Source organism: Tessaracoccus sp., from assembly GCF_016714275.1.
Lineage (GTDB): Bacteria > Actinomycetota > Actinomycetes > Propionibacteriales > Propionibacteriaceae > Arachnia.
Map to the genome: position 1 here is coordinate 1,784,829 of NZ_JADJNP010000001.1, position 23,559 is coordinate 1,808,387.

Consider the following 23,559-nt stretch of genomic DNA (forward strand, 5'->3'; position numbering starts at 1 on the left):
AGAGAAGAAAGATATGAACGACATCGAGTTCCGTACCCTCGTCGTACCGACGAACCTCGACGGCGCGGATGCCGCCGATTTCGTCGCGATGGCTGACATCCGCAACGTCATCTACCGCGAGATCAACGGCAACGGCGACGAGGACATGACCGCGGCTGAGCTGCTTCCGTACTGGCAGCCGAGCCCGGACGAGATCCACCACGGCTGGCTGGTCCTCGCCGACGGCGAGGTCATCGGACGCGTCGGCGTGGACATCCCGCTCGAGGAGGGCTCTCGCTCTGCCTATTGGCAGGTCGAACTGCTGCGCGCCTACTGGGGTCGTGGCATCGGCACGTCGGCCCTTCCGCTGGTCGAGCAGACGGCGCGGGGTCACGGCCGCACGCTCCTTCAGTCGTGGGCCCAGCACGCCGAGTCAGACGACCAGGACCAGGACCGCGTCGCCGCCCCTACGGGCTTCGGCACGGTGCCCATGGACCACGTGGCGCGCTTCTATGTCCGGCACGGCTACGAACTGGGGCAGATCGAGCGCAAGAGCGGCCTCGAGTTGAACGGATCGCTCGCGCTCGTCGAGCAGTTGCTCGACGAGGCACGGCCCGACGGCTATTCGCTGGTCCGCTGGATGCTGCCCACGCCGCACGAGTACGTCGACGACTACGCCCGGATGAAGAGCCGGATGTCGACCGACGCCCCCTCCGGCGAGATGGAGTACGACGCGGAGGCGTGGGACGCCGCGCGCGTCGAACGCCACGATCAGAGGATGCTCGACGGCGGCCAGACGGTGCTCGTCACCGCGGCCCGGCACGACGCCACCGGCCAGTTGGCCGGGTTCACCGAGCTGGCCATCGGCGAGGACAAGACCCTGGTCACGAGCCAGGTCGACACTCTCGTGCTGAGCGAGCACCGCGGCAACCGCCTCGGCCAGTGGCTGAAGTGCGCCAACCTGCTCGCGTGGCGGGAGATCGCGCCCGACTCCGGCAAGGTGATCACCTACAACGCGGAGGAGAACCGGTACATGCTGGACGTCAACGAGGCCATGGGGTTTGCGCCGCTGGCCTACATCGGCGCCTGGAAGAAGACCATCACCCTCTGACCGATCACACGCGAAACGCCCGCCCCGCGACTGCGGGGCGGGCGTATTGCGTGGGCGTCAGACCGCCGTGGCGACGGAGGCGAGCCTTCGGCGCATGCCCTCGGCGTACTGCTCCGCCTCAAGGCCGGCAACCAGGTGCCACACCCCTGGCGACACCTCGACGGCACCCGCCAACCCTGCGCGGCGCAGGGCTTCGGCGTCGACCGCGGAGGAGTTCTTGACCTCCACCCGGACGCGGGTCTCGGCGATCGGCGCGACCGAGACGATGTTCGCCTCGCCGCCGAGCGCAGCCACCCACTGCTTCGCCTGGTTGGTCTCGATGTCGCCGACGACGATGACCTTGGTCTCGACGACGGGCGCGTCCTCAAGACCGGCGCCCGCGCGACGCGCGGCGGCCTTCTGCTCCGGCGTGCGGTAGTCGAAGATGACGACCATCGCCATGGCGCTGAAGAACGCCGCCGCCACCGTGATGGCGTACAGCGGGATGTTCGAGAACGCCGGAATGGTCAGCAGCGAGGTGAACACGAACGCGTTCGTGGTGACGCCGCCGCCGGCCAGCATGCCGCCGATGCCGATCGTCAGGCCGCCGACGACACAGCCCACCAGCATGCGCGGGTAGATCTTCTTGTACCGCAGATGGATGCCATAGAGCGACGGCTCGGAGATGCCGCCCAGCAGGCCGGCGGCCAGCGCGCCCGTCGCTGTCTGCCGCATCTGGACCTCCTTGTCGCGCATGGCGAGCACCAGCACACCGGCGGTGGCGCCGAAGCAGGCGAAGTTCCACGCACCCATCGGGCCCTGGATGAAGTCGTAGCCCAGGGTGGAGATGTTGGCCAGCATGACGGCGTTCAGCGGCCAGTGCAGGCCGAGCGGCACCATGAACGGGTAGATCATCGGGATGATGAGCGCGAAGATCAGCGGGCTGAAGCCGTTGATCGCGCCGAGCACGCCGCCCAGCCACGCGCCCACGTACACGCCGATGGGGCCGATCAGGAAGGCGGTCAGCGGCAGCATGATCAGCATCGCGAGGAAGGGCACGAAGATCAGCTGCAGGTTCTCGGGGATGATCTTCTTCAGCAGCTTGTACAGCGGGCCGAGCACGCCCGCCATCAAGAGCGGCGGGAACACCTGCGAGTTGTAGGTGAACAACGTGAGCGGGACCCCGAAGATGTCGAGCATGTTCATCTCGCTGCCGGCGACGATGCGCACGTAGACGTCTGGGTGGCTGTGCAGCGCGGTATAGCCGGGCAGCATCACCAACGCCATGATGGCGAAGCCCACCCAGGGGTCGGCCCCCACCTTCTTGGCCGCGTTGTAGGCCACCATCAGCGGCAGGAACACGAACACCGACTGCCACATCAGGTTGACGAACTGCCAGCCGGGAGCCAGCTCGGTTCGCGGGTCCGCCCAGTTGCCGATGATACCGAGCGACGACATCAGCGCCATGAACGTGATGAACAGCGACGCGCCCAGCAGCGCGCCGAGGATAGGGCGGAACGAGTCGGAGAGGAACTCGAAGAACGAGTCCACCCAGGCGAACTTGCCGCGCACACCGCCCGCGCGGGCGGCGGCCTTGATCTCCTCGTCCGTGGGCTGGCGCTTACCCTGCATCACGGGCAGGGCGTTGATCTGCTCGTAGTAGGTCTGGACGGCGCCGCCCATGATGATCTGGAACCGCTCCCCCGCCTGGGGGACGGCGCCCATGACGCCCTTGATGGACTCCACCTGCGCGACGTCGATGTTCGACGCGTCTACCAGCTGGAAGCGCAGGCGCGTGGCGCAGTGGGTCAGGCTGACGATGTTGTCGGCGCCGCCGACGACGTCGACGATCTCTTCTGCTGCACTCATGACTCAGACCTCTTCCACCGGGACGAGCGAACGGACTTCTTCGGGCGTCGAGCAGAGGACGGCTTTGGCTGCCATCTCCTTGCACTGCTCGAGGGAGTAGGACCGCACGGCGGCCTTGACGGCGGGGATCGCCGGGATCGAGCAGCTGAGCTCGTCGACGCCGAGGCCGACGAGGATCGGTACCGCCTGTGGATCGGACGCGACGCCGCCGCAGATGCCCAGCCACTTGCCACGCTCGTGCAGCGCCTCGCAAGCGTTGCCGATCAGCGTCAGGATGGCCGGGTTGCACGGGTCGACCTGCGCGGCCAGCTTCGGGTGGCCCCGGTCCATCGCCAGCGTGTAGCTGGTGAGGTCGTTGGTGCCGACGGAGAAGAAGTCGCAGCCTTCCTCGGCGGCGAACTGCTTGGCCATCACCGCGACTGAGGGAACCTCCATCATGATGCCGACGCTCACCTTGGCGGTTACGCCGCTCTTTGCCCTCTCGTCGTCCCAGATCGCCTTGGCCTGGCGCCAGTCGTCGATCGTGGCGATCATCGGGAACATCACGTACAGCTCCGCACCGGCGTCGGCCGCCGCGAGGATGGCGCGCAGCTGCGTGCGCAGCACTTCCGGCTTCTCCAGCCCGACACGCACGCCGCGGACGCCCAGGAACGGGTTCTCCTCTGCCGGGATCGGCAGGTAGTCGAGAGGCTTGTCGCCGCCGACGTCAAGCGTGCGGATGACCAGCGGCTGCCCGGGTTTGAGGGCGCGGGAGCAGTCGGCGTAGACCTCGGCCTGCTCGGCCTCCGTCGGCGCCGTCGAGCGGCCCATGAACACGAACTCGGAGCGCAGCAGGCCGACGCCCTCGGCGCCCTTCGTCATCGCCTTCTGGGCGTCCTCGACGCCGCCGATGTTGGCGACGACGTGAACCCGGTGCCCGTCGGTGGTGGTGGCGGGCTCATCCTTGTGCGAGTCCTCCTCCGCCTTGCGCTCGGCGAGGCGCTTCTGGCGGTCGAAGATGCCGTCGATCTCCTCGTCGGAGAGGTTCAGCTGCAGGGTGCCCTTCGAGCCGTCGAGGACGACACGGGTGCCGTCGGCGATGTCCAGCGCGCGCGACTCGATGCCCGCGACGGCGGGGATGTCGAGCGAGCGGGCGATGATCGCGACGTGCGACGATGCGCCGCCGCCGGTGGTGGCGAAGCCGACGACCTTGCTGCGGTCGAGCTGCGCGGTGTCAGAAGGGGTGAGGTCCTCGGCGATCAGGATGGTGCCCTCGGCGAGTTCCGGCTTCTCGCTGCGCTGCCCGGTCAGCTCCTCAAGCACGCGCTGGCCGACGTCACGGACGTCGTTGGCGCGGCCGGCGAGCACCTCGTCGGCGAGACCTGCGAGCTGATCGGCGAAGGTGAGGTAGGCGGCGCGCCAGGCGAACGGGGCGGACTTGCCCTTGTCGATGGCGCTGGCCGCGATGTCGAGGAGCTCAGGATCGCCCAGGATCTCCTGGTGTGCGGCGAAGATCGCGGCCTTGTCCGGAGACGCGTCTTGCTCCAGCTTGCGCTCGAGCGCGGACAGGTCGAGGAGGGCGCGATCGATAGCGGAGTTCAGCTTGCGGCGCTCGAGGTGGTGGTCGCTCGCGTTCTCCGTGACGACGATGTCCTCGCGCCGCAGCTGGAAAACGGTGCCGACGCCCAAGCCGGGCGAGGCGGAAACGCCGAGCAGGAGGTTCCAGTCGCCGGAGCGCGGGCCCGTCGGCTCCGGCTCGGGCTCGGGTTCCACCTCGATGGCCCGCATGGGTGCGGTGTCCTCGGTCCCCGACGGGGGCGGGCAGTCCTCGCCGAGGCCGTCCCTGACAGCCTGGGCGATTGCCTCGACGGCCTCGGCGGCGTCGGCGCCGTGCGCGGTGATGACGATCTTCTGGGCGTAGCCGACGGCCATGCCCATGATCGAGACGATCGACTTGGCGTTGGCTGTGTCGTCGCCGCGGCGGAGCCGGATGTCAGAGGAGTACTGCTTGGCGAGGTTCACCAGCGTCGCGGACGGGCGGGCGTGCAGACCTGTCGGGTTCGGCACGATGAGCGCCTCGGAGGTGACCGTCACGTCACCGCCGGCCGCACGGTCGGCCGTTTCCTCGACGTCGGCGAGCTCTACGGTGGCCGCGACATCGCCCGTGTTGACCAGGCCCGTCGCCGGCACGATGCTCGCGACCCGTTCGGTGTTGGTGATGACGACCTGGGTGAGGAGGCTCTTGGCCTCCCGCGCCACGATGTCGAGATCGAACTCGATGAGGGGATCACCGACCGCGACGGTGGCGCCCTCCTTCACCTTGGGGGTGAAGCCCTTGCCCAGCAGCGAGACGGTGTCGAGCCCGATGTGCATCAGGATCTCAAGCCCGTCGGCCGTGCGGAGGGTCACCGCGTGGTGCGACGGCTGGAGGTCGACGACCTCACCCGCGACCGGCGCGACCAGGAGATTACTCAGGGGATCGATGGAGAACCCGTCTCCCACCATCTTTCTGGCAAACACCGGATCCGGCACCTGCTCGATCGGCACCATGATGCCGGTCAGCGGGGCAGAGATCTCGGTGCGGGTGACAGTCGATTGCTCGCTCATCGGCACTCACTTCCACTCGTGTGGCGCGCTGCATCAGCGCAACGCTCAAGCCGGAGCCTATCGGAGGTGCCACGGGACCTGGCAAGGGACACACAACTCGCGGCAGCCACTTTGTGCCCAATCGGCCGCGAGGGGAATAGAGTTCGACGCAAGAGTCGCCCTTCCCCTTTGGAGGCCCACATGTCCACCACCACTGCCTCTCCCGCGAGGATCAGCCGCACCATCCTGCTGGCTGCCGGACTCGCGGCCATCGCCTTCGGCGTTGTCATCCTCTTCTGGCCCGCCAAGACGGCCATCGCGCTTACCGGCGTCATCGCCTTCCAGGCCATCGTCGGCGGGATCATCTACCTCGCCCGCGGCATCACCGCGAAGGAGCTCGGCGTCGGCGGCCGTGTCGGAAACGTCCTGCTCGGCCTTCTGTACGCGGGCGCCGGCATCATCGCCTTCACCCAGCTGCAGCAGTCCGCGGCCTTCCTCGCCATCTTCCTGGTCATCATGATGGGCGCCCTGTGGGTCGTCGAGGGATTCGTGGCGCTCTTCTCCCTCGGCCAGTCCGAGTCCAAGGGCCTCACCATCTTGTTCGCGCTGATCTCGATCATCGCCGGCTTCACGCTGATCAGCAGCCCGCTGATGGGCGCGGTGTTCCTGTGGTGGTTCCTGGCCGTCGGCATGATCGCGATGGGCGCGTTGAACGTCGGCCGCGCGATCTTCGGGCGAAACAAGGACTGACGCACCGGCTGGCGTCGGTATGGAACGACCCTCCTGGGAGCGTCTGTTCCCAGGAGCCGCCGCCCTCCGGTCGTATGACCGCGCCTGGCTGCCCGGCGACGCCGTCGCCGGCCTGACCGTCGCGGCCTACCTGGTTCCGCAGGTGATGGCCTATGCGGCCATCGCGGGGCTTGCGCCCGTCGTCGGGCTGTGGGCGGCTTTGCCCGCGCTCCTCGTCTACGCCGTCCTCGGCTCGTCGCGTCAGCTATCCGTCGGCCCGGAGTCGACGACGGCCCTGATGACCGCCGCGGGCGTCGGCGCATTGGTCGCGGCCGCGGGCGGAGGCGAGCGCTACGCGGAGGTCGCGGCGCTGTTGGCGATCGCCGTCGGAGTTGTGTCCTTGGCTGCCTGGCTCGGCCGGCTCGGGTTCCTCTCCCGGTTGCTGTCGCGACCAGTGCTCGTCGGGTACATGGTCGGCGTCGCCGTGTTGATGATCGTCAGCCAGCTGGGAACCGTCACGAAGCTCACGGTGGCGAGCGGCAACGTCCTCCAGAAGACCTGGTCCGTGCTGGGCCTGCTTCCACAGGCTCATCTTCCGACCGTGGTCCTGGCTGCGACGACGCTGCTGCTCCTGCTCGTCGGACGGCGCCTCGCGCCCAGGGCGCCCGGCCCTCTGATCGTGCTGCTGGCCGCCGCGGCGGCGGTCAGCTGGTTCGGCCTCGACGGCCTCGGGATCGACGTCATCGGGCACGTCCCGCTCGGCCTTCCCGCCTTTCATGTGCCAGCCCTGGGCGACCTCTCCGTCTGGGCACTCCTGCCGCTGGCCGCCGGCATCGCCGTCGTCGGGTACTCGGACAACGTGCTCACCGGCCGGGCCTTCGCCGCCCGCCGCGAGGAGGAGATCGACGCGGGTCAGGAGCTTCTCGCGCTCGGTGTCGCCAACGTCGCGACGGGGCTCTTCCAGGGCTTCCTCGTATCGTCCAGCGGGTCCCGCACCGTGATCGGTGACACCGTCGGTTCCCGCACGCAGCTCCACTCGCTGTTGGCGATGGCGTGCGTCGTCGTAACGCTGCTTTTCGCGGGCCCCGTGTTGCAGTCGTTCCCGACCGCCGCCCTCGGCGCCTTGGTGATCTACGCGGCGACCCGGCTGATCGACATCGCGGAGCTGCGACGCATCGGGCGCTTCCGGCACAGCGAACTGGTGTTGGCCCTGTCGACGGCGGCCGCAGTCATTCTCTTCGATGTACTCGTCGGCGTGGGAATCGCCGTCGCGTTGTCGCTGCTCGACCTCATCCGCCGCATCTCGCACCCCCACGACGGCGTGCTCGGCCACGTCCCCGGCGTGCCCGGAATGCATGACATCGACGACTACCCCACCGCCACCCAGGTGCCTGGCCTCGTCGTCTATCGCTACGACTCCCCGTTGTTCTTCGCGAACGCCGACGACTTCCTCTCCCGCGCGAAGGCGGCCGTGACCGACGCCGAGCAGCCGGTGCACTGGTTCCTGTTGAACACCGAGGCGAACGTGGAAATCGACCTGACGGCCATCGACATGCTCGACCAACTCCGCGTGTGGCTGCACGAGCGCGGCGTTCGGTTCGCCCTCGCCCGAGTCAAGCAGGACCTCCGCGACCAGCTCGACGCGGCGGGTTTCCTCGGCCGCCTCGGCCCCGACCGCCTGTACGCCACACTCCCCACCGCCGTCGACGCCTACGAGCGCTGGCTTGCCGCCGCCCGATTGGACAGCCCCACCGACGAGGTCTAGAGTTACTTCTCGCCGCGCACCTCTAGCTCAACTGGCAGAGCAGCTGACTCTTAATCAGCGGGTTCAGGGTTCGAGTCCCTGGAGGTGTACCAGACAAATGCCCCGGTCGACGACCGGGGCGTTTTTGCTCTCCTCGATGAGTGCGGCTGCGTCCGTCGAGCCCGAGGCCGATTGACAGGTAACGCGGCTGCTTCTGTCGCTATGCCGACGCGCGCACCGCAGTAACCCATTCCGAGACGACGGACCGACGGAAGCAGCCGCAGTACCGTCATTCGAGGTCGGCGTGGCGGGGGAACATGGTGTCGGTCGTCTCGCCCGTCTGCTGCATGAGTTCGAGGATGATCGCGTCGTAGGTGAGGAAGGACATCTGTTCGAACGCGGAGCCCATCGGCTGGACGGAGGTCACCTGGGTCATGCTCCGAAGTTTGGGCGAGACGCCAGGCAGGACCACAACGACGTCGGCGAGCTGACCGATGGTGGACGCCTCGTCCATCGTGATCAGGCCGATCTTGACGTTGCCACGCCGGGCCTTGCGGGCGAGTGCGACCAAACTCTCGGTCTCGCCCGAGCCCGACCCGACGATGAGGAGGTCGCCGGGACTGCTGTGGGGGTTGGTGACGTCACCAACCAACGAAACCGACTTGCCGAGGTGCATCAGACGGTTGGCGAAGCCGCGGACGGCGATGCCGGAGCGTCCGGCGCCGGCGAGGAAGATGTGGTTCGCCTGGCAGATCTCCGTGACCAGTGCTTCCAGCGCCTCTTCCCTTATGACGCGCTGGTTAGTGGTGAGCTCGACCAGGATCTGGGAGAGGTTCCCGGTGACGCTCATGTGGAGTTCCCTCCCTGTAGTGGGTGGTGGCCGGCTTTCCGTCTCGCCAGCAGGGACAGCCTGCGTGCCGCCTCGACCGGGTCCGCCGCCCGCGTGATTCCCGCCCCAATCACGACGATGTCGCATCCTTCGGCAAGGTACTGGCTGATGCTGTCCTCATTGATGCCGCCGGCCACGGAGATCACCGAGACAGAGCTAGCAGCCTCGACCTGGAGGAACTCGGCGAACGGGGTGACCCCTTCCGCTTGCCGATCAACGCCAGTATGGACCGCGATCAGGTCCACACCGAGTTTCTCCAACTCGCGGGTGCGCCGCGCGACGTCAGGCACGCAGATCAGGTCCACGAATACCCCCGCCCGTTTGGCCGCCGCTGCTTCGAGACATGCCATGACGGTGAGGTCGTCGGTTACGCCGAGCACCGTGCAGTAGTTGGCGCCCGCGTCGAAGGCCAGATCGGCCTCGTACGCGCCGGCGTCCATGATCTTGGTGTCCGCCAGGACCACATGGTCGGGCAGTACCTCTCGGATCGCTCGTACCGCACGCATCCCCTCTTGGATGATCATCGGCGTGCCGATTTCGACGATGTCGACGTAGTCAGCGATCTGCACACACAGGCTGACCGCCTCCGCCAGCGCCATGTCATCGATCGCGAGTTGGATCTTCACCGTACGTTTCCCACCTTCAGGCCCGTCCTGTTCCCGGCGCCGACCACCATGATCTCCTATCTGGGGCCTCTCATCGTCCAGCGGTAGTAGTTTTTCCTCAGCATCCGTGAGTGAGGAAGAACCATGTCGAACGCCACCGAGGCCATCCGTTCCGCCCGCGATCTGCTGCTCGGGCTGCGCGGCCAGGGCGACGAGGCCCGCGCCGCCTTCGCCTGGCCCGAGATCGCCGGGCCGTTCAACTGGGCCATCGACTGGTTCGACGCCGTCGGCCGCGACCGCACCGACATCGCGCTCTGGCTCCGCGACGAGCACAGCCAGGACGAGCGCTACACCTACGGCGATATGGTCGAGCGCTCCGACCGGCTCGCCGCCTGGCTCAAGGCGCACGGCGTCGGCAAGGGCGACGTCGTCATGCTCATGCTCGCCAACCAGGTGGAACTGTGGGACGCGATGCTCGCGGTCATGAAGGTGGGTGGCGTCATCCTGCCCACGGCGCAGGCGCTGCAACACCACGACCTCGCCGACCGCGTCGCCCGGGCCTCCGCGTCCGCGGTCATCGCCAACGCGATCGATGAGGACAAGTTCGACGGCATCAACGGCATCACCCGCATCACGACGGGGCCAGCGCACGACGACTGGCTCGCCATGGCCGACGCCTCCGCCCTCCCCGCGGAACCCCGCGCCGTCGTCACCGACGCCGACGATCCCGTCCTCTACTACTTCACCTCGGGCACCACGAAGGAGCCGAAGCTCGTCGTCCACACCCAGGTCAGCTACCCCGTCGGGCACCTCTCCACGATGTACTTCCTGGGCGTGCGCCCCGGCGACGTGCACCTCAACATCTCCTCCCCCGGCTGGGGCAAGCACGCCTGGTCGAGCTTCTTCTCCCCCTGGCTGGCCGAAGCGACGGTGTTCAGCTACAACTACGAGCGCTTCGACGCCGCCGCGATGCTCAAGGAACTCGACGACTCCGCGGTCACCACCTTCTGCGCTCCCCCGACCGTGTGGCGGATGATGATCCAAGCCCATCTGGGCGAGAAGCCGTCGTCGCTGCGCGAGGCCGTCGGCGCCGGTGAGCCGCTGAACCCCGAGGTCATCTCGTCGGTGGAGCGGGCCTGGGGGCTCACCATCCGCGACGGCTACGGCCAGACCGAGACGACATGCACCGTCGGCAACGCGCCCGGCGAGGAGGTGCGGCCGGGCTCGATGGGCAAGGTCATGCCCGGCGTGCGGCTCGAGGTCGTCGACCCCGACACCGGCGAGGTGTCGCAGCACGGCGAGATCACGTTCCCGCTGGACCCGTGGCCGTTCAACCTCACACCCGGCTACCTCGGCGGGGTTCCCGCGACCGCCGATGAGGACGGCCGCTACCACTCCGGCGACCTCGTCTCCGTGAGCGACGACGGCTACCTCACCTACGTCGGCCGCACCGACGACGTGTTCAAGGCCTCCGACTACAAGATCTCACCGTTCGAACTGGAGTCGGTGCTGATCGAGCACCCCGCCGTCGTCGAGGCCGCGATCGTTCCCGCCCCGGACCCCATCCGGCACGCCGTCCCGAAGGCGTACGTGAAGCTGGCCGCGGGCTACGAGCCCACCCGGGAGACCGCGCTCTCGATCCTGCTCTACGCCCGTGACAACCTGGCACCGTACCTGCGCGTGCGCCGGATCGAGTTCGCGGACCTGCCGAAGACCATCAGCGGCAAGGTCCGCCGTGTTGCGCTCCGTGCCCGCGAGCACGATCCCGCCGCGGAGATCGACGACTTCCACTACGAGAGCTTCCCGGAACTCAAGCGCCGCTGAGGCACACCACTAGGCCGGCGAACCCGACTGGAAGACCTTGAGGTTTCCTACTTCGGAGGAGACGATGCACTTGGCGACGTACGCGGCATGCGCGCCCACCAAGGCGGTCTGCGTCAGGATCAGCACGGGCGCCGCGGGACCGAGTCCCAGGAGCTTGCCTCTCGACGTCCCGACGACATTCGCCGTCACCTCACAGACCCCGGAGCTGAAGATCGGACCGCAGCGTTCGATCAGCGCGGCGAGGATCGTGCCCGGATCGGCGTGCGCTGGCTCCAGGTTCGACGCCACCAGGCGGCTCGCATCGCTCAGATACCTGCCGGCGGGTAGGTGCTCCTGGACGATGGCGACGGGACGTCCATCGGACTCGACGACGCTCTCGCAGAACCACGTGTTGGCCGCCTCGTCGATTCCCAGGTGGCCGGCGGTGTAGGGCGTGGCGGCCTGAAGGACGAGTTCGCCGGAGCGTACCGTCACGGGCATCCGCCGCGTGGCGAGAACCTCCTCGAACGGGCGCAACTCCTCCAGCCCCGTTTCAGGGAGTTGGTCGGCGACGAAGCGTCCGACGCCCCGCCTGGTTACCACCAGACCGTCCTCCTCGAGCAGCATCAGCGCCTCGCGGACGACCGTCCGGGAGGCCCCCACCGCGACACCCAACTCGGTCTCGCGCGGCAGCATCGAGCCGAGCGGAAACACCCCTGACCGGATTCCCTCGGCGATGCGGGCATACAGCGCAACCCGGAGCGGCTGCCCGGTCCGCACCAGCAGCGGCGGGGCAAGGAACTCATCGACAAGCGTTGTCATGAAGGTAATTCAACCACGAGTCTCACACCCCCTTGTCAAAGTCTAACCAAGAGGTATAACATCATACTTACTCAGATGCAGGAGCATATGGGTGGACGCATCGAAGCGACTCCATGCCTCGGGCACCCAAGCCGCACACCGCATCTCCGCTCCCTCGTCCCCGGGGAGCGCTCACCGATTTCAACGAGGAGATCCACATGGACTCACCTATCCGCCGCCCGATCTACCTGGATTGCGATCCCGGAGTCGACGACTCTCTTGCCCTCGGCTACCTGGTGGCCAGCCCGCTCGTCCGGCTCGTCGGCGTCGGGACCGTCTTCGGAAACTGCCCAGCCGACATCGGGGCCAGGAACGCCTGCGACTGGCTGTCGGTCATGGGCGCTCCCGACGTCCCGGTCGCCGTCGGCGCGAAGGGGCCCAGCCATGGCGAGTACCGCGGCGGCCCCAAGCACATCCACGGCGAGCACGGCACGGGCGCGGTCCGGCTTCCGGAGTCGGACACGACGCCGATCGCCGGCAGCGCGGCCGAGCTCCTCGTGGATCTCGCGAGGACGCACGCCGGGGAACTCGAGATCATCACCGTCGGCCCGCTCACCAACATCGCGGAAGCGCTCGTGATCGAGCCGGAACTGCCGCACCTGATCAAGCACCTGACGCTCATGGGCGGTGCTGCGCTCCACCCGGGCAATATCTCCCCCGTCACCGAGGCCAACATCGGAAAGGATCCCGAGTCGGCCCGCATCGTGTACGCCCAGCCTTGGCCGATGACCATGGCGGGACTCGACGTCACCATGGCCAACACCTTCGAGGAGGAGCACCGCCAGGCGCTCCTCGCCTCCGGCAGCACGACATGCCGGCTACTCGCAGAGGTCCTCGACTTCTACTTCGACTTCCATCTCGACGTCTACGGCCGACGCTGCTCAGCCCTACACGACCCTCTCGCCGCCATCATCGCGGCCGGTGGCATCGGCCCGAAGCTCGCCCCGGTAGTCAACGTCGATGTCGATGACACGCGCGGACCCGGTCGCGGCCAGACCCTCTGCGCCCTCAGCGGCCTGTACCGAGACTTCCCGGCGCAGGACGGCGCCCACTGCCGGGTTGTCCTGGAGATCGGCTCCCCCGTCGCACCGCACCTCGTCGAGGTGTTGAGCAGGCTTCCGTAGCTCGCCCCACCGCTTCCGCAGCCCGCTACATCCCCCACCCACACACTCACAGAAGGACTCATCACCATGTCCGATCCCACGCTCACCGACGCGCACCCGATCAGCTCGAGCAAGACCACCTTGCTCGTCGGCCTCGTCCTCTCCGTCGTCGCATTCCAGCTGAATGCCACCATGCTCAACCCCGCCGTCGAGCACATGCAGGACGAACTCAGCGCGACGACGGCGCAGATCGCCTTCACGACCGCGATGTTCTTCCTCTCGAAGGCCGTTTTCCAGGTGTTCATGCCCCGGCTCTCCGACATGGTGGGTCGCCGGCGAATCCTGCTCATCTCCCTGGGGATCCTCACCATCGGCACCGTCATCGCCATGGTGGCGCCCACCGTCGGATGGCTCTATCTCGGTCGCGCCATCCAGGGCGCGTGCGGGCCGGTCTTCACGATCGCGCTGCTGACTCTGCGCGAGGCGACGACCACCGAGAAGGAGTACGGGACGAAGCTCGGGGTGATCATCGCCATCAACGGCGGTATCGCCGGCGTCGATGTCGTGCTCGGCGGCTGGATGGCCGACCATTGGGGCTTCCGTTCCATCCTCGCCTTCACCCTCGTGGCCACGATCCTCGCGTTCGTCGCCGCCTTCCGCTGGATCCCCGAGTCCGCCCCGTCGCGCGGCGAGCGCATGGACTGGCCCGGCGTCGCTCTCATCACCGTCGTGGTCGTCGGCCTCACGTGGGCGGTGGGCGGCGACCCGTTCGGTCACCGCTTCCCCAGCGTGTGGAGCATCGGCTACATCCTCGTCGCGGCGCTGTGCGGCGTGGCGTTCATCGCTCACCAGCGTCGCACGGCGAACCCGCTGATTTCCTCCGATCAGCTCGGCAACCGCGCGATCTGGGCGATGCCGCTGACGACCATCTTGACGCTGACCGGCATCATGGCCGTCGTCAACCTCCTCGTCCCCTCCTTCACACAGAACCCCACCGCGGGTTGGGGCATGTCGGCCACCACGACCTCGCTGCTGTTCATGGCCCCTTACGCCCTTGTCGGCTGGCTGATCGGCCCCTTCGCCGGGCGCCTCGCGCCCCGGTACGGATACAAGCGGATGCTCCAGGCAGGGCTTCTCTCCTCCCTGGCGGTGCTCGTCGCCCTCGTCCTGTTCGGCATGGGCAACGCCGTAGCCTTCGGCGTCCTCGTCTTCCTGCTCGGCATCACTTATGCGGGCGTGACCAACGTCATGCTCAATGGCCTGGGCATCCTGCTCTCGCCCGCGAAGGCCACCGGCCTGTTGCCGGGTCTGAACGGAGCCTCATTCGGTATCGGCGCGGGGCTGAGCTTCACGATCCTCGGTCAGGCGATCACCTCGGGATCCGCCGTCGGTTCCACGTCCACAGCGGGCTACGTCAGCGCCCTCTGGATCGCGATCGGCATCGTCGCCGCAGCCTGGGCGGTCACGCTGCTGCTCCCCAAGCCTCAGGTCGCCAAGGAGGACTGACCTGACGCACAGCTGAGGCCCGCATACGCTCCTGCATGCGGGCCTCGGCTATGCGTCAGGCGGGCAGTTCCGCGCCGGGCGCCGGGTACGAGGACTGGGCGCCTTCAAACTGCACGGTGTACGCCGCGAACCGGCTGGCGTAGGCGGCGGCGTCGAGCAGGGAGTCTCCCGCGGCGAGGCGGGCCGAGAGGGCACCGCAGAACGCGTCACCGGCACCGACGGTGTCGACGGCCTTGACCTTTGGCGACCGCACCGCGGTCACGGCGTCGCCCTCGGCGACCAGCGACCCCGCCGAGCCGACCGTCATGACCACCGTCCCGACGCCCGCGGCGCGCAGCCCCGCGACGATCTCGCTTGGCTCCGTCAGTTCGGGGCCGCCCAACTGGGTCAGGGCCTCCGCGCCCTCATGCTCGTTCACGACCAACGGGTCCGCGGCCAGCAGCATGGCCGGGTCGACCTGGATCACCGGCGCCAGGTTCACCACCAGCCGACCCTTCACGAGCCGGGAAGCAGCCAGGTTGCTCTCCGCGGAGATCTCACCCTGCAGCACCACGACGTCGGCCGCCTCGATCTGCTTCCGCCAGCCCTCGACCATCTCCGGCGTGACCAGCGCATTCGCGCCCGGGACCACGACGACGGTGTTCTCGGCCTGCGCGTCGACGCTCACTACGGCAAGGCCACTGGGTCCTGGCACACGGGCGACGTGGGTCAGGTCGACACCTGCCTCCTCCAGCCGCGACGTCGCCACGGAACTCGCGGCATCGTCACCGATCGCGCCCAGCATGGTGGTTGGCACGCCGGCCAATGCGGCGGCACAGGCCTGATTCGCTCCCTTGCCCCCCGGGGAGAAGGTCCCCCCGCCGGCGAGCAGCGTCTCGCCTGGCAGGATGTGCCGCTCAAGCAGCAAATGCAGGTCGACATTCAGCGACCCGACGACGACAACTCGCGACATCGCGAAGTCCCTTCTATAGATAAAGCCCCGTGCCGCCGTCGACGATGACGCCGGAGGCCACGGCATGGATGTCGCGCTCCCGCAGGAGCACGTAGGTCTTCGACTGGAGCTCGACCTCCGCGCGCTCCTCCGGGTCGAACAGCACCCGGTCGTCCGCCTCGACCGAGCGCACGTTCGGGCCTATCGCAACGACCTTCGCCCAGGAGAGGCGCCGTCCCATCTGCACGGTCGCGGGGATCAGGATCCCCCCGCCGCTGCGTCGCTCGGAGGCCCCAGAGTCCGGGTCAACGAGTACGCGATCGTGCAGCATGCGGATAGCCAGCGGCTGCTCGCTCATGCGCGACTGGCCTCAAGGGCCTTGCGGGCCGCGGTGTTCAGCTGGCGCTGGTTGGCGGCGCGCGAGAGCACGACGGCGAACACGACTGCGCCCAGCACCGCCCCGCCGATCAGCAGAATCTTGTCGCGGCGCCATCCGCCCTTCTCGTCGCGGAACTGCGACGTGGCGCTGTCGAACTCGGCGCGCGCGAACTGCTTGACCTGAGAGACAGACTCGCGGGCGATGTTCTGCGGCTTCAGCGCCTCCACGGCCTCGTTGGTCGCGTCGACGAGCTTCGCCCGGTTAGCGGCGAGATCTGCGCGGATTTGCTCCACGGTTCGGTTGCCCATGTCGGTGGTCCTCCTCGAAGTCACCTCACAGCTTAGTGGGCCGTCGCGCGCAGATGCGCGGGTATAGGAGGCCATGCGGCGATTGGCTTCGTATGTCGTCGGCCGATGCGAACTACCCGCGCGGATACACTGTGCCGCATGACTGCACGACTGACGGCCGGTTCGACGGCGCCCGCGTTCACGCTGCCCAACCAGGATGGGACGGACGTCTCGCTTTCCGACTACGCCGGCCGCACCGTCATCCTCTACTTCTATCCCGCCGCCATGACGCCCGGCTGCACCACGCAGGCCGTCGACTTCTCCGAGGCCATGCCCGCTTTCACGGACGCCGGCTACATCGTCCTCGGTTGCTCGCCAGACCCCGTCGAGAAGCTCGCGAAGTTCGCTGAGCGCTCCAACCTGGGCTTCACCCTGCTGGCGGACCCCGACAAGGGCGTCCTCAACCTCTATGGCGCCTACGGCCTCCGCAAGCTGTACGGCAAGGAGATCGAGGGCGTGCTGCGCTCCACCTTCGTGATCGACGTCGACGCCAACGGCGTGGGCCAGGTCCGCGTCGCGCAGTACAACGTCAAGGCCACGGGTCACGTCGCGAAGCTGCGCCGCGAGCTCGGTGTCTGACCGTTTCCTCACCATCGACGCCGCGCCCGGCGAGGGCGTGGACGTCGAGTTGGAGATCAAACGCTCCCGTTTCCTGACCAGGATCCGCCGGGTCGCGACGGAGGAGCAGGCGCGCGCCGTCGTCGAGGAGCGCCGCTCGACCTACTTCGACGCACGGCACCACTGCTCCGCGTTCATCCTCGGCCCGGATGGTCGCACCGCACGCAGCTCAGACGACGGCGAGCCTGCGGGAACCGCGGGCGTCCCGATGCTCACCGCGCTCCAACGTGTGGGACTCACCGATGTCGTCGCCGTCGTCACCCGCTACTTCGGAGGGGTGAAGCTCGGCGCGGGAGGCCTGGTGCGGGCCTATACCGACGCCGTCGCGCAGGCCGTGGCCGCCGTCGGGACGCGGGAGGTGCGGCTCACCGGGTTGTTCCGGGTCGACGTCGACTTCGCCGCCGCGGGCCAGGTCGAGGATCAGCTCCGCGGGCTCGTCCTCCCCAGCGGGGCGCCGGTGATCGTCGACGGCGTGGAGTGGATGGATCGCGCCCACATCGATGTCGCGGTGCCCACCGCGCTCGCCGCAGAGTTGACTGCGGCACTGGCCACCCTTTCGGCCGGCGCGCTCACTGCGACACCCATCGGCGAACGCTGGACCGACTTCTGACGGACAAGTGCTGTTACATCGGCACTCCGGCGATTGCGAACGTTTCCGAAGCATCTCGAGGGACTTATCCGTCGGAATCGCGCTGCCGATAGGCTGGCGGCATGGCAGCGCGCATGTTTACCGCCGTCCTTCCACCCCGCGACGTCGTCGAGGAGCTCGACAGACTGCTCGACCCGCGCCGCGAAGCCGACTCGTCGCTGCGCTGGACGCGCCCGGACGGCTGGCACGTCACGACGACGTTCATGGCAAGCGTCGACCGCTACCGGCTGGACACGCTGGAGGAGAACTTGGCCGAGGTTGCCTCCCGGACCGCGCCGTTCCCACTGGCGCTCGCCGGTGGGGTCACCTTCCCTGATCCGATGAAGGCGCGGGTGTTGGCGCTCGCCGTTGGGATCGGACATGAGCCGCTCGCCGCGGTGGCGGCATCGACCCGGTCGGCCGCGAACCGCGCCGGGGTGGATGTCGACGGCGCCCGCTACGTCGGCCACATGACACTCGCGAGACACCACCGCGGGGTTTCGGCGAAGCGCTGGCTGGAAGTGCTGTCATCGTTCCCGGTCTGGGAGTGGACCGCGGAAGAGTTGGTGCTGATCGAGTCGCACCAGATCGGCCGCCGCTACGACGTGGTCCAGCGTTTCCCCCTCGCCACCACTGGCCTAGACTAGGTCCGCTCCAGTCGGGGCGAGCCGCAGTGGTGAAATTGGTATACACGCAGGATTTAGGTTCCTGTGCCTTCGGGCGTGAGGGTTCAAGTCCCTTCTGCGGTACCTGCAAGTGCCTGTTGGTCGCCGATGCGTCTTTTCTTGGCTAACGCGGCTGCTTCCGTCCCCAGGGCGACGCACGCAGCCGCAGTAACGTCGTTCCGACCACGCAGGTGATTTTCGACGTGTCCGCGAGGCGTATTCACTCCTCGTCGGAGAGTTCCTCGTCCCGTTCGCCCCCATGGCTCAGCGCCCGCGCCAGCGGCTCGATGCCGACGGTGTGGAGCGCCGGGTCGTCGGCGGCGAACGTGCGGATGGGGCCGGGGCCGGTGGTCCTTGTCTCGAACCGGACCGTGACCCGGCCCAGGCCCGCGCCCCAGACCCAACCGCGGCCGCGCTCGTCGTGCGCGACGTCGGCGCCGGGGAACCAGCCGCGGCCGCGGACCCCACTCAGCTCCGCCGACTCCCGCGTCGTCGCCGAGGCCTCCGTCAGCTCCGGCTCCTCGCCGAACAGGCTCTCCTGCGCCGCGGTCGCGAACCCGCTGACACCTATGCCCAACAGCCGGACGCCCGCCCGCACGTCGACCTCCCGCAGGAGCGCGAGGCCCACGGCGGTGATGGTGTCGACGGCGTCCGTCGCCCCGCCGAGGCTCCGGGCGATGGTTCGCGTCGAGAAGTCCGGAAAGCGCACCTTCACGGTCACCGTCCTGGCGAACAGCCCCGCTCTGGTCAGGCGCGCCGCGACCGCGGCGGCGTCACGCATCAGGATCACCTCCAGCTGGGCGCGATCGGTGAGGTCCGTCGCGAACGTGTCCTCCGTCGAGATCGACTTCGGCTCCCGCCGCGACTCGACCCGGCGCTCGTCGCGACCCCACGCCAGCTCCGCAAGCCCGTTGCCCACGGCCGACCCCAGCTCGCGCACCAACTCTGCACGGTCCGCGGCGCGCACGTCATCGACGGTGTAGCACCCGATCGCGACAAGCCGCTGCTCTGTGGCAGGACCGATCCCCGGGATCGCCCGCACCGGCATCGGCGCCAGAAAGCCGAGCTCGTCGGCGGGATCGAGGATGCGCGCGCCGTCCGGCTTCGCCGCCTCGCTCGCGAGCTTCGCGAGGAACTTCGACGTCGCCACCCCTACCGATGCGGTCAGGCCCTCGGTGCGCTCGGTCAGCTCACGTCGCAGCCAGACCACGCGATCTGGCACCTCATCGGCCGTCCATCCCGCAGGAGCGAGATCGACGAACGCCTCGTCGAGGCTCAGCGGCTCCACCAGCGGCGACACCTCCCTCAGCAGCCCCATCACGATCCGCGACGACTCCCGGTACGCCTCGAAACGTCCCCCGAGAAACGCCGCGTGCGGCACCCGCCGCCGCGCCTCCGTCCCCGACATGGCCGAGCGAACCCCGAACCGACGTGCCTCGTACGACGCCGTCGCCACCACGCCTCGCGGCCCCGCTCCGCCGACGACCACCGCCTTCCCTCGCAGCGACGGCTTGTCGCGCTGCTCGACGGCCGCGTAGAACGCGTCCAGGTCGAGGTGCAGGATCCTTCGGGTCATGCCCAGAGAGTAGTGGCGACCAACCCACAAGACGGCACCACCACCCGTCCGGCCGCTAGACTTAAAACGTTTCGACATCGACGTCACAAGGAAGGACACGACCTCATGGGTCTCCTCAATCACGTGGGCATCACGGTAGGCAACCTGCAGCGTTCCATCGCGTTCTACACTCAACTCGGCTTCGGCGAACCGCCGGCGGACATGGTGTTCACCATCCAGGGCGAGTGGCTGAGCAACCTCGTCGCGGAGGACGAGGCGGTGATCGACGTCGCGTTCCTCAAGATGGACGACGGCACCGTGCTCGAACTGCTCGAGTACACGCACCCCGAAGGGCAGAAGGACAACGATCGCCCCAACCGCGACGTCGGCGCGATGCACGTGGCGCTCAACTGCGACGACGTCCGCGGCGTGTACGAGCGGTTGAAGGACACCGTCGCCTTCAACTCCGAGCCGCAGGTCGTGCCGAACGGCCCGTGGGCAGGCAACATCGTCGCCTACCTGAATGATCCCGACGGAACGCCCGTCGAACTCGTGCAGGACGTGCACTGACCATCGGCTTATCGGTTTCTAGGCGGACCCCGACGCTTCGCGCAGGGGTCCGGCTCAACCAGCGGTGGGCTCAACCAGCGGTGGGTCAGAACTCCAAGACCGTGCGGCCAGGGAGGGACGAGTACTCCATCTTGTCGAGGACGTCGTTGACGTCGTCGAGCCGCGCGGGATGCACCTCGGCCTTGATACCCGCCTGGGCTGCCAGGATCAGCGCCTGCTTCAGATCGAAACGCGTGCCGACGATCGACCCGCGCAACGTGATCGCGCGCATCACCATGTCGTAGATCTCCAGCGGGAACGCGCCGGGCGGCAGCCCGTTCAGGACGACGGTGCCGCCCGGGCGCATCATCCCCACCGCCTGCCCGAACGCCGCTGGCGACACGGCGGTCACCAGCGCGCCGTGCGCGCCGCCGATCCGGCGCTGCAGATAGCCGACCGGGTCGGTCTGGCGCACGTTGACGGTCATGTGCGCGCCGAGCCGGGCGGCCAGCGTGAGCTTCGCGTCGTCGACATCGACGGCCACGACGCGGTACCCCATCGCCCGGGCGTACTGGACGGCCAGGTGACCCAGCCCGCCGACACCGGAGATCACCACCCAGTCTCCCGCGATCACGTCCGCGACGCTCAGGCCCTTGTAGACGGTGAGTCCCGCGCACATCAGCGGCGCGGCCTGCTCGTAGCTGAGGCCATCCGGGATATGCGCGACGTAGGCCGCGTCGGCGACGACATACTCCGCGAATCCGCCGTCGACGTCGTAGCCGGAGCGCACCTGCTTCGCGCAGAGCGTCTCCCAGCCGGAGAGGCAGTCGTCGCAACGCCCGCAGGCGCGGTGCAGCCACGGCACCCCGACCCGGTCACCGACCTCGACCTCCTCGACGCCCTTGCCGACCTCGACGACCTCGCCGACGGCCTCGTGGCCGGGGATCCGGGGAAGGGTCGGCTTGTCGGGCCAGTCCCCGTGCACTGTGTGCAGGTCCGTGTGGCAGACACCGCAGGCGCGGACCCGGACCAGCACCTGCCCGTGCTTCGGGACCGGGACGGGGACGTCCCGGAGGTCGAGGTGTTCGCCGAACCGGGTGACGACCGCGGCGCGCATCGTCGCGCTCATGGCTACTCCATTCCCGCCTGGATGGCGGTGATTGCGACCGTGTTGATGATGTCGGAGACCAGTGCCCCACGGGACAGGTCGTTGACGGGCTTGTTGAGGCCCTGGAGGACCGGACCGATCGCCAGCGCGCCGGAGCTGCGCTGCACGGCCTTGTATGTGTTGTTGCCGGTCTGCAGGTCCGGGAAGATCAACACGGTCGCCTTACCCGCCACCGGCGAGTTCGGCATCTTCGTGCGCGCAACGTCCGGGTCGACCGCGGCGTCGTACTGCAGCGGCCCGTCGACGGCGAGCTCCGGCGCCCGCTCGCGCACCAGCCGCGTCGCCTCGATCGTCTGTTCGACGTCCGGCCCGCTGCCGGAGGCGCCGGTGGAGTAGGACAGCATCGCCACGCGCGGCTCGATCCCGAACTGGCGCGCCGTCGAGGCGGACGCGATCGCGATCTCCGCGACCTGTTCCGGCGTGGGGTTCGGGTTGACGGCGCAGTCGCCGAAGACCAGCACGCGATCGGCCATACACATGAGGAACACCGAGGAGACCACAGAGATGCCGGGGCGGGTCTTGATCACTTCGAGCGCGGGCCTGATGGTGTGCGCGGTGGTGTTGACGGCGCCGGAGACCATGCCGTCGGCGAGCCCCTCGAGCACCATCATCGTGCCGAAGTAGCTGACGTCGGCCACGCGCTCGTGGGCCTGCTCGAGCGTGACGCCCTTCTTGGCCCGCAACTCCGCGTACCTGGCGGCGAAGCGGTCGCGCAGCTCGCTGGTCACGGGGTCGACGATCTGCGCGCCGGCGAGGCTCAGGCCCAGCTTGGCGGCCTGGGCACGGATCGCGGCCTCGTCGCCGAGCAGCGTCAGCCGGCAGACACGTTGTGCGAGCAGCCGGTCGGCAGCCTTGAGGACGCGCTCCTCGGTGCCTTCAGGCAGCACGATGTGCTGGTTCGCGGCACGGGCGTCCTCCAGGAGCCGGTGCTCGAACATCAAGGGGGTCACGACATCGGAACGGCCCTGGGCGGCGGCGGACACCAAGGCATCGAGGTCGACGGCGGCCCGCAGGTCGCGCTCGGCCTCCGCGACGACGGCCGGGTCGATCCTTCCGGGCGCGGAGTGCGCAGCGAACGCGAGCCGGGCGACCTCGACCGGCTGCGGCGTGCGGAGCAGCGGAACCCGGGACGCGGTGCGCGCCCAGACGTCGGCGACGCCGTCGGCGAGCGGCCACGGCCCCGCGGCGAGCGCGACGGCCGGGAAGGGGAACGTACCGCTGATCCCCGCCACTGCGAGCCCGACGCCGATGTCGGCACGGTCGGCGGAGAACACGACGACCGAGTCATCGCGGACCTGCGGCAACAGGTTGGTGAGCGTCATGTCCGCCACGACGACCGCCCCGGCCCGCGCGGGGACCGGCGCCTGGCCGACCGACGTCGCACCGAGCGCGGCGAGGGCATCGCCGAGGGTGCGCGCGGGCAGCGCGTCGCTGACCGCATGCACCGGCACCCCCGCCGACCCCACGTCGATCGACGTCTCCGCCGTCGGCACGAGCACCGCGAGCACCTGTGCGAGATTCCGCCAGGCCTCGTCGAGGGCGACGTCGATCCGCGCACGGGTTTGGGTAGGCCCGCCGTCGGACGGCACGACCAGCACCATCGGCGCGCCGAGGTTGGCTGCGATCCTCGTGTTCCAGGCGAACTCCACGGGCGCGAGTGAGCAGTCGTACTCGCTGCCAAGGACAAGCACCTGGTCCGCACCGTCCGCACATGCGCGGAAGCGCGAGATGACCTGCCCGACGGCCGCGGTCGGGTTGACTAGCAGCTCCTCCGCGGTGGCACCCCAGGCCGCGGTCGGGTCCTGACCCGCCACCTCCGCGAGAGCGTCCAGCACCGGGTCGCCCACCGCCTCCGCCACGATCGGCCGGAAGACGCGCACGACTCCCCCGCGCGCGGCGAGGTGGGCCAGGGCTCCGGCGCCCAGCTGCACCAGGTGCGGGCAGTGCAGCGTCGGGCAGAGATAGAGGGCGATCAT

Annotated in this window: 21 protein-coding genes and 2 tRNA genes; 12 read left to right on the forward strand and 11 right to left on the reverse strand. The window is 68.6% G+C overall.

All coding sequences use genetic code 11. The annotated features are described in order from the left end of the window. Nucleotides 1-13 precede the first annotated feature (13 nt). Nucleotides 14-1,090 (forward strand): GNAT family N-acetyltransferase, encoded by a 1,077-nt coding sequence (locus IPJ61_RS08270; RefSeq protein ID WP_297105313.1) that lies wholly within the window; start codon nucleotides 14-16, stop codon nucleotides 1,088-1,090. Nucleotides 1,091-1,147: 57 nt separating this feature from the next. On the opposite strand, the gene IPJ61_RS08280 is transcribed toward IPJ61_RS08270, so the two are convergent. After that, nucleotides 1,148-2,938, reverse strand: coding sequence for a PTS transporter subunit EIIC (locus IPJ61_RS08280; RefSeq protein WP_366505385.1), 1,791 nt, complete (start codon nucleotides 2,936-2,938; stop codon nucleotides 1,148-1,150). 3 nt (nucleotides 2,939-2,941) lie between these two features. After that, on the reverse strand, nucleotides 2,942-5,524 hold the full coding sequence (ptsP, locus tag IPJ61_RS08285; RefSeq protein WP_297105315.1) for a phosphoenolpyruvate--protein phosphotransferase: 2,583 nt from the start codon (nucleotides 5,522-5,524) through the stop codon (nucleotides 2,942-2,944). A 180-nt stretch (nucleotides 5,525-5,704) separates the two neighbouring features. Here ptsP and IPJ61_RS08290 point away from each other — a divergent pair, with 180 nt between their 5' ends. From IPJ61_RS08290 to IPJ61_RS08300, 3 genes are all read left to right on the forward strand, one after another. Next, on the forward strand, nucleotides 5,705-6,253 hold the full coding sequence (locus IPJ61_RS08290) for an HdeD family acid-resistance protein (RefSeq protein ID WP_297105318.1): 549 nt from the start codon (nucleotides 5,705-5,707) through the stop codon (nucleotides 6,251-6,253). A 19-nt stretch (nucleotides 6,254-6,272) separates the two neighbouring features. After that, the gene (locus tag IPJ61_RS08295) at nucleotides 6,273-7,997 is read left to right on the forward strand and encodes a SulP family inorganic anion transporter (protein ID WP_297105321.1); all 1,725 of its coding nucleotides are present in this window, start codon (nucleotides 6,273-6,275) and stop codon (nucleotides 7,995-7,997) included. Between the two features lie 16 nt (nucleotides 7,998-8,013). After that, nucleotides 8,014-8,089: transfer RNA gene (locus IPJ61_RS08300), tRNA-Lys, on the forward strand. A 176-nt stretch (nucleotides 8,090-8,265) separates the two neighbouring features. On the opposite strand, the gene hxlB is transcribed toward IPJ61_RS08300, so the two are convergent. Together hxlB and hxlA are read right to left on the reverse strand one after the other, a co-directional pair. Continuing rightward, nucleotides 8,266-8,826 carry a 6-phospho-3-hexuloisomerase gene (gene hxlB, locus IPJ61_RS08305; protein WP_297105324.1) on the reverse strand — a complete coding sequence of 187 codons (561 nt, stop codon included), beginning with the start codon at nucleotides 8,824-8,826 and terminating at the stop codon, nucleotides 8,266-8,268. After that, nucleotides 8,823-9,491 (reverse strand): 3-hexulose-6-phosphate synthase, encoded by a 669-nt coding sequence (gene hxlA, locus IPJ61_RS08310; protein ID WP_297105327.1) that lies wholly within the window; start codon nucleotides 9,489-9,491, stop codon nucleotides 8,823-8,825. Before hxlA ends, hxlB begins: the two co-directional genes overlap by 4 nt. 123 nt (nucleotides 9,492-9,614) lie before the next feature. Between hxlA and IPJ61_RS08315 the strand changes: the two genes are divergently transcribed. Continuing rightward, a complete protein-coding gene (locus tag IPJ61_RS08315; RefSeq protein ID WP_297105330.1) occupies nucleotides 9,615-11,294 on the forward strand; it encodes an AMP-binding protein in 1,680 nt (559 codons plus the stop codon). A 9-nt stretch (nucleotides 11,295-11,303) separates the two neighbouring features. Here the strand turns inward: IPJ61_RS08315 and IPJ61_RS08320 are convergent, their stop codons facing one another. Beyond that, nucleotides 11,304-12,095, reverse strand: coding sequence for a GntR family transcriptional regulator (locus IPJ61_RS08320; RefSeq protein WP_297105333.1), 792 nt, complete (start codon nucleotides 12,093-12,095; stop codon nucleotides 11,304-11,306). A gap of 197 nt (nucleotides 12,096-12,292) precedes the next feature. Between IPJ61_RS08320 and IPJ61_RS08325 the strand changes: the two genes are divergently transcribed. Beyond that, a complete protein-coding gene (locus tag IPJ61_RS08325) occupies nucleotides 12,293-13,258 on the forward strand; it encodes a nucleoside hydrolase (RefSeq protein ID WP_297105335.1) in 966 nt (321 codons plus the stop codon). 66 nt (nucleotides 13,259-13,324) lie between these two features. Continuing rightward, nucleotides 13,325-14,743, forward strand: a complete 1,419-nt coding sequence (locus IPJ61_RS08330) for an MFS transporter (protein ID WP_297105338.1) — start codon at nucleotides 13,325-13,327, stop codon at nucleotides 14,741-14,743. Between the two features lie 55 nt (nucleotides 14,744-14,798). Here IPJ61_RS08330 and IPJ61_RS08335 read toward each other — a convergent pair whose 3' ends face one another. From IPJ61_RS08335 to IPJ61_RS08345, 3 genes are read right to left on the reverse strand one after another with little or no spacing between them, the layout of a single operon-like run. Continuing rightward, on the reverse strand, nucleotides 14,799-15,695 hold the full coding sequence (locus IPJ61_RS08335) for a ribokinase (RefSeq protein ID WP_297105340.1): 897 nt from the start codon (nucleotides 15,693-15,695) through the stop codon (nucleotides 14,799-14,801). A 13-nt stretch (nucleotides 15,696-15,708) separates the two neighbouring features. Then, entirely contained in the window at nucleotides 15,709-16,032 is a 324-nt protein-coding gene (locus IPJ61_RS08340) for a GroES family chaperonin (RefSeq protein WP_297105344.1), read from the reverse strand. Then, entirely contained in the window at nucleotides 16,029-16,361 is a 333-nt protein-coding gene (locus tag IPJ61_RS08345) for a DUF3618 domain-containing protein (RefSeq protein ID WP_297105347.1), read from the reverse strand. Before IPJ61_RS08345 ends, IPJ61_RS08340 begins: the two co-directional genes overlap by 4 nt. 138 nt (nucleotides 16,362-16,499) lie before the next feature. Here IPJ61_RS08345 and bcp point away from each other — a divergent pair, with 138 nt between their 5' ends. The 4 genes from bcp to IPJ61_RS08365 all read left to right on the forward strand — a co-directional run bounded on the left by bcp (nucleotide 16,500) and on the right by IPJ61_RS08365 (nucleotide 18,395). Next, nucleotides 16,500-16,979: a thioredoxin-dependent thiol peroxidase gene (gene bcp, locus IPJ61_RS08350; protein ID WP_297105349.1), complete on the forward strand. Its 480-nt coding sequence runs from the start codon at nucleotides 16,500-16,502 to the stop codon at nucleotides 16,977-16,979. Next, entirely contained in the window at nucleotides 16,972-17,628 is a 657-nt protein-coding gene (locus tag IPJ61_RS08355) for an IMPACT family protein (RefSeq protein ID WP_297105351.1), read from the forward strand. Before bcp ends, IPJ61_RS08355 begins: the two co-directional genes overlap by 8 nt. A gap of 101 nt (nucleotides 17,629-17,729) precedes the next feature. Continuing rightward, nucleotides 17,730-18,293 (forward strand): RNA 2',3'-cyclic phosphodiesterase, encoded by a 564-nt coding sequence (gene thpR, locus IPJ61_RS08360; protein ID WP_297105353.1) that lies wholly within the window; start codon nucleotides 17,730-17,732, stop codon nucleotides 18,291-18,293. 20 nt (nucleotides 18,294-18,313) lie between these two features. Continuing rightward, nucleotides 18,314-18,395, forward strand: a tRNA-Leu gene (locus IPJ61_RS08365). Between the two features lie 136 nt (nucleotides 18,396-18,531). Here the strand turns inward: IPJ61_RS08365 and IPJ61_RS08370 are convergent. After that, on the reverse strand, nucleotides 18,532-19,887 hold the full coding sequence (locus IPJ61_RS08370; RefSeq protein WP_297105354.1) for a DNA polymerase IV: 1,356 nt from the start codon (nucleotides 19,885-19,887) through the stop codon (nucleotides 18,532-18,534). Between the two features lie 105 nt (nucleotides 19,888-19,992). Here IPJ61_RS08370 and IPJ61_RS08375 point away from each other — a divergent pair, with 105 nt between their 5' ends. After that, a complete protein-coding gene (locus tag IPJ61_RS08375) occupies nucleotides 19,993-20,436 on the forward strand; it encodes a VOC family protein (protein WP_297105357.1) in 444 nt (147 codons plus the stop codon). A gap of 85 nt (nucleotides 20,437-20,521) precedes the next feature. Here IPJ61_RS08375 and adhP read toward each other — a convergent pair whose 3' ends face one another. After that, entirely contained in the window at nucleotides 20,522-21,544 is a 1,023-nt protein-coding gene (adhP, locus tag IPJ61_RS08380) for an alcohol dehydrogenase AdhP (protein ID WP_297105361.1), read from the reverse strand. A 2-nt stretch (nucleotides 21,545-21,546) separates the two neighbouring features. After that, on the reverse strand, nucleotides 21,547-23,559 hold the full coding sequence (gene pta, locus IPJ61_RS08385) for a phosphate acetyltransferase (protein WP_297105364.1): 2,013 nt from the start codon (nucleotides 23,557-23,559) through the stop codon (nucleotides 21,547-21,549).